Origin of the sequence: Paenibacillus silviterrae (assembly GCF_030167925.1) — a bacterium.
GTDB lineage: Bacteria > Bacillota > Bacilli > Paenibacillales > NBRC-103111 > Paenibacillus_G > Paenibacillus_G silviterrae.
This window is the reverse complement of record NZ_JASKUT010000001.1, coordinates 1,952,542-1,965,319: the sequence shown is the minus strand read 5'-3', so window position 1 is coordinate 1,965,319 and position 12,778 is coordinate 1,952,542. Positions and strand designations below refer to the sequence as shown.

The following is a 12,778-nucleotide window of genomic DNA, read 5'->3' as shown; positions in this document are numbered from 1 at the left end:
CTCTGTAGGGAATTTTAAAACTGCTTAGTCTTTTACATTCAGTCTTAGGAGGGAACAGCAATGGCGACAGAACATCCGATTCAAGGCTTAATGAAGACGGCCATGGAAAACATTAAAGAAATGGTCGACGTAAATACGATCGTCGGCGATCCTGTAGAAACACCGGACGGCAGCGTCATTATGCCGATCAGTAAAGTAGGCTTCGGCTTTGCCGCCGGAGGCAGCGAATTCGTTTCTGCAGATGATACTACCGTTGTAACGACAGGAAATGCTACAAGCCGCATCAGCGATGCTCACAATGCCAATGTAGCCTTGCCGTTCGGCGGCGGAAGCGGCGGCGGCGTGTCCATTACCCCGATCGCATTCCTGGTTGTAAGCAAGGCAGGAGTAAAAATCGTACCGCTTGACAATCAAACGCATTTGCTGGAGCGACTGATCGATTCGGCTCCTCAGGTTGTGGATAAAATCCAAACCATGATGAAGGGCGGCGCTGCATCATCTACCGGAATGGGCACAACCGGATCCGCCTCCGGCACAACGGGCTCCAGCTCGACCAACGTAACGAATATTGAAAATCAGAACTTCATCGTGTAAGGCAAAATCTGCTTGACCTGCCAGCAATATGCGGTTGCCGAGCGCAGCCGAATGGGGCATAATCAAGACAGATAGAGAACATATGAAAAAGGTTAATGACCGATATAAAACACGAGCTGCTCCTTTGGGGCAGCTTTACATATTTTTGAGTGGTTAGGAATACATTGACTCTTTCTTTCAAGTTGGTCTATAGTAAATTTATGACTAGCCCGATGAAAAGAGGTACGTTAGCGTGCGATTGATTCCTACCCGATCCTGTGCACCCGGAATGCGTTTGGGTAAATGTATTTATAGTGAAGACGGCCTTGTGCTGCTGAACCGCCATGTAGAATTGAATGTCGCCTTGATCAATCGCCTTGTGCATTATGGCGTGGATTTTGTCTATATCGAGGATGAAGCGACCTCCGACGTTGTGGTAGAGGACCCGATTTCAGATGAAACAAGAATTAAAGCGCTTACAGAGGTCCGTTCAAATTTCCGTGCTTTTATGGAAACAAGCAGCAAGCCGAAGCTTTCTAAGGGACCGGTGCTTGGCCGCGCCTTCGGAAATGTGATCAGCATGATTATGGATGATCTCAGCAGCCATCAAGGCACCCTTATCATGCTCATGAATATGAACGTGATGAATAATTACCTTTATCAGCACTCCCTTAACGTTTGTATTTATGCGACGATGCTCGGGATGGCGAACGGCTACAGTAAAGATGATTTGCGGACACTGGCGATGGGGGCGCTGCTGCATGACATCGGCAAGACCAAAATCAATCAGGACTTATTGAAGAAGAACGGTAAGCTGACCCCAGAACAAATGGAAGAGATTAAGAAGCATGCGGAAATCGGATATAAGCTCTTGAAGGACGAGCCCGGCGTTCCGCTGCTTGCCGCGCACTGCGCCTTTCAGCACCACGAGCGACTGGACGGAAGCGGGTACCCCCGGGGCATTGAGGACAAGGAGATTCACGATTTTGCCAAGTGGCTTGCCATTATAGACAGTTATGACGCCATGACGACACACCGGGCTTACCGGCACGCCATGCTGCCGCATCAGGCGTTGGAGGTTTTGTTCGCCGGAGCAGGAACGTTATATGATATCAAGAAGGTTTCAATGTTCAGGGACAACGTTGCGGTTTATCCTCTTGGCTTAACGCTAACGCTCAGCACAGGGGAGCGAGGGGTTGTTGTGCGTATCAACCCGAATGTTCCTCAAAGGCCGGTCGTTCGCGTATTGACGGACCCGGAGGGACGAGCTTTAACGCAGCCGTATGAAGTGGATTTGGCTGTAAAGCTTACCGTGTTTGTCAGCCAGGCGGACGAATTGTAAGCGACGGTTCGGGAGGGGGATGCCTTATGTGCGGAAGATTCACTATTACGGTATCATGGGATGAGCTCATTTTGCGGTTTTTGCTGGACAGCCGCCCAGGCAAGTACCAGCCGCGCTATAATGCGGCGCCGGGCCAATGGATTCCTGCCATCCTGGGAACGGATCGGAGGGAAGCCTCATGGAACCGGCTCGGAGAGCTTCGCTGGGGACTTGTTCCCTCCTGGGCTTCGGATGACCGGGCCGGCGCCAGAATGCTGAACGTCCGTTCCGAAACGGTCTCCGAGAAGCCTGCTTTTCGACGGCTGCTTCAGCGTAAGCGCTGCCTCATTCCGGCTGACGGCTTCTACGAATGGAAGGGAAGCGGACGACAAAAGCAGCCTTACCGATTCCTGTTACGGTCGGGCGAGCCCTTTGGAATGGCCGCATTGTATGATACTTGGGCAGCTTCAGACGGAAGCAAGCTTCACACCTGCACCATCTTAACGACCAACGCCAATGAGCTGGTGTCGGAGGTTCATCATCGTATGCCGGTCATTCTTAGTCCGGAAGGGGAGAAGCTTTGGCTGGATCGGGAAATCCAAGCTTCTTCGGAGCTGACTTCTCTTCTACAACCCTATGCTTCCGATCAGATGCGCAGCTATGAGGTCGACGCCAAAGTAGGCAGCGTTCGATGGGATGAGCCCGCCTGCATCGAGCCGATGCGGGGTTTACTGTAACGTTTCTGCTTCGAATGCAACCCTGTGTCACCCGTTTGCGGGAGGCACAGGGTTTTTTCTTGCACCGACATATCCCGAATGGATAAGCCATATACATGTACAAGATGTGGCGGCGACGTGAGCTTGGCGCCTATAACTCGGAGGAGGTTCATCATGCATAAAGGATGTTTATGGTTGTTGTCGTTTTTGCTCATTTTCACTAGCCTTTTGCTCCCCCAAGGGGTACAAGCCGCACCGGCTCCCGGCCTAAGTGCAGAGGCTGCCGCGCTGATAGATGTGACCTCGGGCCGCGTGATCTACAGTCGTCAAGGCGATAAGCAGATGCGAATCGCCAGCCTGACGAAGATTATGACGGCGATTGTTGCGATAGAGCACGGCAAATTGTCGGACATGGCGAAGGTCAGCAAGAACGCCTTCGGGAAGGAGGGTTCTTCCATCTACCTGAAGCTGAATGAGGAAATGAGCCTGCATCATTTGCTGTACGGCATGATGCTGCGTTCCGGCAATGATGCGGCGACAACGATTGCCGAGCATGTAGGGGGCAGCGTGGAGGGCTTTGCCTACCTGATGAACGAAAAGGCGAAAATGATCGGCATGTCCAATTCGAGCTTCAAGAATCCGTCGGGTCTGGATGAGGAGGGTCACTATTCCACAGCCAATGATATGGCCAAGCTGACAGCGTACGCCTTGAAAAATCCGGTTTTTCAAGAGATCGTCAAAACGAAGGTGAAGAAGGTCCCGAACCCGAACGAATCGTGGGACTATGTTTGGCTCAATAAAAATAAGATGCTGAACCTCTACGAAGGCTCCGACGGTGTCAAGACAGGGTATACGAAGCTGGCGAAGCGCTGCCTGGTTTCCTCCGCCACACGGGGAGGGCAGCAGCTTGCAGTTGTTACCTTGAACGATCCGGACGACTGGATCGATCACGCCAAGCTGCTTGATTACGGCTATAAGAATTACCCGTTGCAGCAGCTTGCAACGAAAGGGCAGCCGATCGAGGGAACTGATTTGGTAGCCGGCGCTTCGTTCGCCTATCCTGCGGAGAGCGCGGAAGTTTCGAGATTTACGCAGCAGATGGAGCTCCATCAACCGACCTCCACCGAATACCGCTTGGGGGATCTCGGGCATCTGCATATTTCCTTAAACGGCAAGCCGGTCGGCACCATCCCTTTAGTAGCTAAGGATAGTCCGCGGCTAAAGCTGAAGGAGCATTCCGCCTTCTCCTTCCAGGAGACGGATTATAGCTCAGCGAATTGGATGCAAAAATGGCTTTACTTCATGCAGTCGTTCGTTCGCGTATTGTTCACCGGTCAAAGCTAGGCTGTAACCGATGCGCTTAGCGGGAAGAGAGGGAATCCATGGTTAACTATATATGGCTGTTTTTTATGGTGGCGGGGTTTGTCGTTGCAGCCTTTAACGGAAAAATCGAGCTGGTGACCGAGGCCGTCTTCGACGGGGCGAAGAGCGGCGTCACCGTCTGCTTCGGCTTGATCAGCATTATGGTATTCTGGCTCGGCATGATGCGAATCGCAGAGGATGCAGGGCTGCTGGAGAAGCTGGCCATTCTGCTTCGGCCGGTCGTCCGCTTCCTGTTTCCCAGCGTGCCGAAGGATCATCCGGCCATCGGCTACATTATGTCTAATATGAGCGCGAATGTGCTCGGTCTCGGCAATGCGGCGACGCCGCTGGGCATCAAGGCCATGCAGGAGCTTCAGAAGCTGAACAAGCATAAGGATATCGCCAGTCCGGCGATGTGCACGCTGCTCGCATTGAATACGGCCAGCATCACGCTGATTCCCACCACGCTGATCGCGATCCGTATGAGCTTCAATTCCGCCAGTCCTGCCGAGATCGTCGGCACGACACTGCTCGCTACGTTTGTGTCCACGCTGGCCGCGATTTTGGTAGATAAATGGTACCGCAAGCACAGCACACCGATTGATATTGGGAAAGGATGAATCAGAGGTGTACGAAATTGTTAATGTCATCTCCGCCTGGGCGATCCCGGTCATCATTGTCTTTATCCCCTTATTCGCCACCTACCGGAAGGTACCCGTCTATGAGTCGTTCGTAGAAGGGGCCAAGGATGGCTTTGATACGGCTATCCGGATCATCCCGCATCTGGTCGGAATGATGGTGGCGATTTCCGTGTTTCGTGCGTCCGGCGCCATGGAAATGATGATCGGTTGGGTGAAGCCCTTCTGCGACGCCATCGGCGTCCCCAGCGAGGTGCTGCCGCTTGCGTTTTTGCGGCCGATTACGGGGGCCGGATCGCTTGCATTTACTACGGATTTGATCCAGCAGTTCGGACCGGACTCCATGATCGGCCGAATTGCCTCCACCGTACAGGGCAGCACAGATACTACACTGTATGTAATCACCGTCTATTTTGGCGCGATCGGCATCCGCAAGGCAGGCTATGCCTTGAAGGTCGGTTTGATTTCCGACGCCGTCGGTTTTATTGCTTCCATCGTCATATGTTACCTTGTCTTCGGATAAACAAGCCCTTCCTCTGCACCCTCGTTTTTCTGTGCACATATACTGTAGCAGCCAGCCCGAAAGAGGTGAGACTGTGCAGTATTACGGCATCATCATCCATCACTCCGCTTGCTACTCCATTAATGGAAAAGGGTATGATTTCTTCATTGCCAAGAACGGCACGATCATTCCCTCTTCCGATCAAACCGATCCGCTGTATATTCATATTTGTCTGGAAGGGGATTTCTCCAAGGCTCACTCGGAATTTACGAGCGAGGAAAAGGAGCAGCTCTTTCTGTTGAATAAGCTTGTTGTACGGCTTGCCGAAACGTTTCAATTTAAGCCGAATGAGCTGTTTCCGCATACCATTTCATGTCCCGGTACTTTTTTTCCCTGGGGCCAACTTGTGATTTCCTCTGAGGATCGTTATCATTAGCCTAGGGTAATTACAAATTGAGGTGAAATGGCTAATGGAAAGATTGCAGAAGGTGTTGGCTGAAGCGGGAGTCGCCTCCCGTAGAAAGTGTGAAGAATTGATTACGGCCGGACGGGTTCAAGTCAATGACGAGGTTGTTACGGTGCTGGGCGTGAAGGTCAATCCGGCCTCAGATACGATCAAGGTAGACGGGCGGCTGATTAAACAGCAGAAGAAGGTATATGTTATTTTCAATAAACCCAAAGGGGTCATCACGAGCGCAACCGATCCCGAGGGCCGAAAGACCGTGACGGAATTTTTCAAGGATATTAAAGAACGCATCTACCCCATCGGACGTCTCGATTACGATACGGAGGGCTTGCTGCTGCTGACGAACGATGGGGACTTTGCCCATCTGCTTACCCATCCGAAGCATCATGTTCCCAGAACCTATTTGGCTACGGTGAAAGGAACTCCGCACGGTACGCTGCTGGACAAGCTCCGCGAGGGCGTACAGCTGGAGGACGGCATGACGGCGCCGGCGGAGGTGGAGTATCACGATATTGATCCGGACAAAAAGGAAACTGTCGTTCGCATTACGATCTATGAAGGCCGCAACCGTCAGGTACGACGCATGTTTGAAGCGATCGGCTTCCCGGTCATCAAATTGCGACGTATTCAGTTCGGTCCGCTAGCGTTGACCGGCGTTCCGCGAGGGAAGTACCGTCACTTGAATAAGGATGAAATCAAGGATTTGATCAAGAGCGCCCAAGAAGCCGGGAAAGCTGATGTCAAGTCACATAATATTCAAAAAGGCGAATAAATGCTGTGACAATTTTCGCTATAATGAGGGTAGGACCAACCCACATTAGTTTGAAGGTGTGTGAAGATGGGAAAACATAGAAAATGGGTGCAAATCGTTATTTTTGCCGCCGTTGTCATTATCGGCGCATTAACGCTGGGGAACAATTTGTTTTTAGCCGACAAGAAGCCGGTTCAGGGAGGGAAGGCGCCTGAATTTAAGCTGGTCGGCCTGGACGGGAAGCAGCATCAGCTTTCGGACTACAAGGGCAAGATCGTCGTGGTCAATTTCTGGGGAACGTTCTGCGAGCCATGCCGCAACGAAATGCCCGCCTTGGATCGCCAATATGCGAAGTGGAAGGACAAGAATGTAGTAGTGCTTGGTCTTAACATCGGCGAACGGCCTGTCTCGGTCCGGACGTTTGTTGAGCAATACAATGTGAAGTTCCCGATTCTACTGGACGACAACGAGGAAATTCGCAAGCGCTTCGGAGTACGGGATTATCCGACCACCTTCTTTATCAATCCCGACGGCCGAATCGCCCGCATCCAGGTCGGCGAAATGACCGAAAGCTTCATCGAACAAACCATTACTTCTCTACAATAATTACGTGTTTATAAAATAATCTTTTTGGAATTTGGGTTTTACCTTGGATTTGCCCGAGCGTAGGTGAGGTATTCCCTGTAGGAGTTTACGTCCGCCTTTGAAGCCCGTGAATTGACATCCCTTGTCTAATCAAGAATTCACGGGCTTCAAGGAGCGGCCGGAGGGGCATATCTCACCGGGTTTACTTGGGCAACCTGCCTTTTGGGAAAACCCCAATTCCAACATCCATTATTTTATCAACACGCAGGAGGTCACATGATTCAAAACACAAAGTGCGAATGCGGCCACCAAAACCACGTTGGCACGGTACTATGCGAATCCTGCGGCAAGCCTCTGTACGATGACAACGGAACCGCACTCCTGGAGATGAAGTACGACGGCGTAGCCCGCCGCTCCCAGAGGGAGAACCCGGGAATTCTCGACAAGGTCTGGAACTTCTTTTCCTCCGTCAAGATTGCCATCTACCTTATTGTCATCACCTTGATCGGCTCTGCACTCGGTACGATTTACCCGCAGGAGAATACGTTTCTTAATATTGATCCGTCAGTGTATTACAAGGAAACCTACGGCACCACCGGATATATCTACTACTTGCTCGGGCTCTCCCATACGTTTGAATCCTGGTGGTTTATTACGCTGCTGTTTATGATCGGCACCTCGCTGGTCGTATGCAGTCTGGACCGGGTCCTTCCGCTTTACCGGGCGCTCAATAAGCAGCAGGTCCGCAAGCACCTCAGCTTTATTTTGCGGCAAAAGGTAGCTTATACGGGGGCGCTTCCCGTCGAGTCGGGACAGGAGCAGGAGTGGGTAAAGCAGGCGGCGCAGACGCTGACGAAGCAGCGATACAAGGTTCACCTCAGTGAGGACGGAACCGCATTGTTAGCGGAGAAGTACCGTTTCAGCCGCTGGGGCCCTTATATCAACCATATCGGACTTATCATTTTCCTCATGGCCGTGCTGATGCGAAGCATCCCCGGCTGGCACATGGATCAGCATGTAGCTTTTCCGGAGGGACAAGCCGTTAAGATTCCTGAGACGAACTATTATTTGAAGAACGAGAAGTTTACCATCGAATTTTACGGTGACGAGGAGCTTTCGCCGGAATTCCGCGCCAAGAAGCAGGACGTCCCGAAAATTTATGAGACGAAGGCGGTCCTCTATACATGTACCGCGCAGTGCGATGACCCGACGAAGGATCCGGTGCTAACCGAGGTGCATCGACAGGATATCATTGTAAATAAGCCTTTGAATTACGAAGGGCTGATGGCCTATCAATTCGACTTCAAGTCGAATCCGATGCTTTTGGCCGTAAAACCGTCTCTGAAAAACCGCCAAACCGGCGAGGTATACGGCAGCTTCGAGCTCTCGATGGATAGGCCGGCCGAGCAAGTGCAGGCAGGCCCCTATGAGCTGAAGCTTCGGGGGTATTATCCTGAATTCTCGCTCGACAGCAAGGGGGTACCGATCACCCTTTCCAATGAGCCTAAGGTTCCTGCTTTTATTTTTACGATCAAAGGTCCGGGCCTGCAGGCGCAGGGAGAGCCTTATCTGTACTTCCCGCGGCAAGTTGATAAGGAGAATTTCCGTCAGGACGAGATTAATGGAGCCATTGGCCAAAAGCTTGATATTTCCGTAGGCTCCATGCAGGACGTTACGATATCCGAGTGGATCAGCTATTTGAACATTCGTATCGACAAAGCGATGCCGCTCGTTTGGATCGGTGCCGCCATTTCTATGATAGGCTTGATCATGGGCTTCTACTGGCATCACCGCCGTGTCTGGCTGCGGATTGATAACGGGAAGCTTTCTCTGGGAGCGCACACCAACAAAAACTGGTTTGGCATTCGCAAGGAAGTGGCGTCCATGCTTCAGAAGAACAGCATCCCTGTAGATGACAAGTCGCTGGAAAAGAAGGAGTGATATAACGCGTGAACAGCAGTTCGTTTTTATTGATTTCCTTTTTTGTATATTGCTTCGCCTTTGTCGGCTTCGTCATTGCGATTGCCGGCAAAAAATTTGGGGTAGACGACCCCGAAGCCTATGCGAAGCGCTGGGGATGGATATCCTTCGGGCTCACCTCGGCAGGCTTTGCCGCTCATTTGGCCTTTTTCTTCCTTCGATGGGCGGAAGCGGGACACATTCCTACGAGCAACATGTTTGAGTTCATGACCTTCCTCGGCATGATGATTGTCCTGGCCTTTCTGATAGTATATTTATTATATCGAATCGCAGTGCTTGGCGTGTTTGCCGTTCCGGTGGCGGTCATTATTATCGCCTACGCTTCGGTATTCCCCAAAGAAATTCAGCCGCTGATTCCTGCACTGCAGAGCTACTGGCTGAAAATTCACGTTACGACGGCAGCGCTGGGAGAGGCCTTCTTCGCCGTAGGCTTTGCCGCCGGCTTGATGTATTTGCTGCAGAGCGTGAATTTTACGGGAACAAGCAAGGGAGACCGCCGTGAGCAGCGCGGTGTGGAGTTTACAATTTTCTCCCTGATTATGATTATTGCTTTCGTGGCCGCCATTTTCGGGTTTAACGCGTCGGGCTATAAGGCGGTGTTCTCCAACAATGTAGAGGCGGTTGATCAGAACAACAACCCTACGACGGTGAAGCAGAACGTCACTTACGTGCTTCCGCCGATCGTTAAGCCTTATGAGGGAGAGACGGTCGAGATGAAGCCGTTCCTCGGCATGACGGAGCCGCTCTTCGAATCGCCTAGCTGGATGAAGGGTGCCAATGCGGGCAGAAAGTTTAATACCGTCATCTGGTCCGTCTTGTGCGGGGCGATCTTGTATGCCATTCTTCGGTTGATCATCCGAAAGCCGCTCGGACAGGCGATTCAGCCTTACTTGAAGGGCATTGATCCGGAGGATGTGGATGAAATCAGCTATCGCGCGATTGCGATCGGGTATCCGATCTTTACGCTAGGCGCTTTGATTTTCGCGATGATCTGGGCTGCCGAGGCATGGGGACGTTTTTGGGGCTGGGATCCCAAGGAAGTATGGGCGCTGATCGTTTGGCTTTTCTACGCCGCCTATTTGCATTTCAGGCTGTCCCGCGGCTGGCAGGGAAAGAAATCCGCCTGGCTGTCCGTGGTCGGTTTCCTGGTGGTGATGTTCACGCTCGTGGGCGTGAATCTGGTCATTGCAGGCTTGCACTCTTATTCCGGGGCTTAATCGCTGGGGGATAACTAATAGAGAGGGTTGAGGACGATGTCAGATACGAAAGCCACTATTTTGGTTGTTGATGATGAAGAGCGCATTCGCCGCTTGCTTCGCATGTATCTGGAGAAAGAGAACTACGTGATCGACGAGGCGGAGGACGGGGAAACCGCCCTTCGCAAAGCGGTCGAGACCGATTATGATTTGATCCTGCTGGATGTCATGCTGCCGGGGATCGACGGCAACGAGGTGTGCGCAAGACTTCGCCAGTTCAAGTCCACCCCGGTCATTATGCTTACCGCAAAGGGAGAGGAAACGAACCGCGTGCAGGGCTTCGAATCGGGAGCCGACGATTATGTCGTCAAGCCGTTTAGTCCTCGTGAGGTAATCTACCGGGTGAAGGCCATCCTGCGGCGATCCTCGGTTACGGCTTATTTGTCCAAAGAAGTGAACTCCAGCAACAACATCGTGTTTCCGAATTTGGTCATTGAGCATGACGCTCATCGCGTGACCGCCGGGGGACAAGAGGTAGCGCTAACGCCGAAAGAGTATGAGCTTCTTCATTATTTGGCGGTATCGCCGGATAAAGTGTTTTCTCGCGAAGAGCTGTTGAAGGATGTATGGAACTATGAATTTTTCGGAGATCTGCGTACCGTGGATACGCATGTGAAACGTTTGCGCGAGAAGCTGAACAAGGTATCGCCGGAGGCGGCCTCCATGATCACCACCGTGTGGGGCGTAGGCTATAAGCTCGAGGTGCCGAAATAACGTGTTTCTACTAAAAAGTGTTGTAGGTAAGCTTTGGCTGACAATCACCACGATGGTTATCGTCGTTTTGTTGATCCTCAGCCTTTTTTTATTCCAGTTCATCGAAACCTCCTTCCCGAAATCACAGGACCAGACGGAGAATCTTCAGCGTCTTGCGCTCAAGGTGGCGGGCGGAATAGCAATGCATATGGAGGACCATCGCTACATCCAAGTGGTGGGCGAGCTGCTGAGCGCTCAGGATGCTTCGATTATTCTTCTGAACTCGGCCTATCAGGAGGCTCCGGTTTCCGTCGAGGGAGTGCGGGAGGGGAACCTGCATTATCAGGATTTCTTCACAAAACAGGAGCTTCATGAGGTTTTTAGCGGAGCTTCAGGCTCGGTATTTTCCATGGTCAAGGATGACTATATCGCTGTGGCTGTACCGCTTGTGTCCGAGGTCAATCAATCGATCACCGGCTCGGTGATTTTGTATCAGCTGACGCAGTCCTTTGAGGAAACGCAGTCGTATGTAAAAAAGCTATTCGTTGTCGTTGGTGTCATCGGCTTTTCCATGACCACCTTCTTTGCCTTCTTCCTGTCGTCGAAGATCACACAGCCCTTGCTGCAGCTGAAAAAGGCTGCCGATCTGATCTCCCACGGAGAGTATGGCACGCGAGTTCCCATCGGGTCCTCCGATGAAATCGGCGAGCTCGGCAAAACCTTCAACCACATGGGAGAGGAGCTGTCGGACACGATTAAGGCGTTAAGCCACGAGAAGGAGCATCTCTCCAGCATTCTGCGAAGCATGGCGGACGCTGTCATCACCTTTGATGCTGATGGCCATGTCATCCTGATGAACCCTCAAGGGGAAAAGATCATTCATGATTGGAAGGAGCTTGGCTGGGGCGAGGATGCTTCGGAACGGATGGATGCGGATGAGCTGATGTTTGTGAAGGAGTCGGTACCGGAGCCGATGAGGCAGCTGTTCGAGGCCGTAATCCAGCATGCCAAGGAGATGACCTCCAAGCTTCATGTGCAGAACGAGGTATGGTCCGTCGTGATGGCTCCGCTTTATTCTCAAGATGTCGTTCGAGGAGTAGTCGCCGTTCTTCGTGACGTGACGGAGGAGCATCGCCTGGATAAGCTGCGCAAGGACTTTGTGGCTAACGTATCTCATGAACTGAGAACGCCGCTCTCTATGCTTCAGGGCTACAGTGAAGCGTTGCTCGACGATATCGCCGCTTCTCCTGAGGAACGCAATGAGCTGGCTCAGGTGATCTATGACGAGTCGCTTCGTATGGGCAGGCTGGTCAGGGATTTGCTTGACCTGGCTAGGATGGAGACGGGGAATATCGAGCTTCATTTCCGGGAGCTGGAGATAGTCCCCTTCCTGAAACGAATTCATCGCAAGTTTGCGGCGCTTTCCAAAGAACGGGGCATTTCCATGCAGCATGATCTGCCTGAAGGCGAGCTGATCCTGGAGCAGGCGGACGAGGATCGGCTGGAGCAGGTGCTGACGAACCTGCTGGATAACGCGCTTCGCCATACGCCTTCCGGGGCCCAGATCCGCATTAGCGCTGAACGCACGAAGTGGAAGGGGGAGGACGCGGCATTGATTGAAATATCCGATCAGGGCCAAGGGATCCCGCCGGAGGATTTGCCTTTCATCTTCGAACGCTTCTACAAGGCGGATAAAGCTCGTACACGCGGCGCTTCGGGCGGGACAGGGTTAGGCCTTGCCATCGTCAAAAACATCGTAGAAGCGCATCATGGGGCCGTACAAGTGAAGAGCCATGTCGGACAAGGGACGACATTTTCTATCACCCTTCCGCTCCGACTGTCATAAAAGCAAAGAGAGAGCATCCGGGAATTCTCGGATGCTCTCTCTTTTTGTTGAAAAAACATGCTTTATCTTGTTGCTTGTGAAACAATCGA

Annotated in this window: 13 protein-coding genes; all 13 read left to right on the top strand. The window is 52.1% G+C overall.

Annotated features, from left to right (window positions below; genetic code table 11):
• Positions 1-60 precede the first annotated feature (60 nt).
• The 13 genes from ytfJ (at position 61) to QMO62_RS08590 (ending at position 12,689) form a co-directional block, all read left to right on the top strand.
• On the top strand, positions 61-594 hold the full coding sequence (gene ytfJ / locus QMO62_RS08650; RefSeq protein WP_284640327.1) for a GerW family sporulation protein: 534 nt from the start codon (positions 61-63) through the stop codon (positions 592-594).
• A 268-nt stretch (positions 595-862) separates the two neighbouring features.
• A complete protein-coding gene (locus QMO62_RS08645; RefSeq protein ID WP_348651699.1) occupies positions 863-1,915 on the top strand; it encodes an HD-GYP domain-containing protein in 1,053 nt (350 codons plus the stop codon).
• Between the two features lie 26 nt (positions 1,916-1,941).
• Positions 1,942-2,631, top strand: a complete 690-nt coding sequence (locus QMO62_RS08640; RefSeq protein WP_284640322.1) for an SOS response-associated peptidase — start codon at positions 1,942-1,944, stop codon at positions 2,629-2,631.
• 153 nt (positions 2,632-2,784) lie between these two features.
• On the top strand, positions 2,785-3,954 hold the full coding sequence (locus QMO62_RS08635; RefSeq protein WP_284640320.1) for a D-alanyl-D-alanine carboxypeptidase family protein: 1,170 nt from the start codon (positions 2,785-2,787) through the stop codon (positions 3,952-3,954).
• Positions 3,955-3,992: 38 nt separating this feature from the next.
• Positions 3,993-4,592, top strand: a complete 600-nt coding sequence (locus QMO62_RS08630; RefSeq protein ID WP_284640317.1) for a nucleoside recognition domain-containing protein — start codon at positions 3,993-3,995, stop codon at positions 4,590-4,592.
• 7 nt (positions 4,593-4,599) lie between these two features.
• Positions 4,600-5,133, top strand: coding sequence for a spore maturation protein (locus QMO62_RS08625; RefSeq protein ID WP_284640315.1), 534 nt, complete (start codon positions 4,600-4,602; stop codon positions 5,131-5,133).
• A 73-nt stretch (positions 5,134-5,206) separates the two neighbouring features.
• Positions 5,207-5,548, top strand: a complete 342-nt coding sequence (locus tag QMO62_RS08620; RefSeq protein WP_284640313.1) for a hypothetical protein — start codon at positions 5,207-5,209, stop codon at positions 5,546-5,548.
• A gap of 34 nt (positions 5,549-5,582) precedes the next feature.
• Positions 5,583-6,350 (top strand): pseudouridine synthase, encoded by a 768-nt coding sequence (locus QMO62_RS08615; protein WP_284640311.1) that lies wholly within the window; start codon positions 5,583-5,585, stop codon positions 6,348-6,350.
• A 66-nt stretch (positions 6,351-6,416) separates the two neighbouring features.
• Complete coding sequence (gene resA / locus QMO62_RS08610; RefSeq protein WP_284640310.1) at positions 6,417-6,935, top strand: thiol-disulfide oxidoreductase ResA; 519 nt, start codon at positions 6,417-6,419, stop codon at positions 6,933-6,935.
• 255 nt (positions 6,936-7,190) lie between these two features.
• Entirely contained in the window at positions 7,191-8,855 is a 1,665-nt protein-coding gene (gene resB, locus QMO62_RS08605) for a cytochrome c biogenesis protein ResB (protein WP_284640309.1), read from the top strand.
• An 8-nt stretch (positions 8,856-8,863) separates the two neighbouring features.
• Positions 8,864-10,111: a c-type cytochrome biogenesis protein CcsB gene (gene ccsB / locus QMO62_RS08600; protein WP_284640306.1), complete on the top strand. Its 1,248-nt coding sequence runs from the start codon at positions 8,864-8,866 to the stop codon at positions 10,109-10,111.
• Between the two features lie 36 nt (positions 10,112-10,147).
• The gene (locus QMO62_RS08595) at positions 10,148-10,864 is read left to right on the top strand and encodes a response regulator transcription factor (protein WP_284640305.1); all 717 of its coding nucleotides are present in this window, start codon (positions 10,148-10,150) and stop codon (positions 10,862-10,864) included.
• Position 10,865: 1 nt separating this feature from the next.
• Positions 10,866-12,689 (top strand): ATP-binding protein, encoded by a 1,824-nt coding sequence (locus QMO62_RS08590; RefSeq protein ID WP_284640303.1) that lies wholly within the window; start codon positions 10,866-10,868, stop codon positions 12,687-12,689.
• Positions 12,690-12,778: the final 89 nt, after the last annotated feature.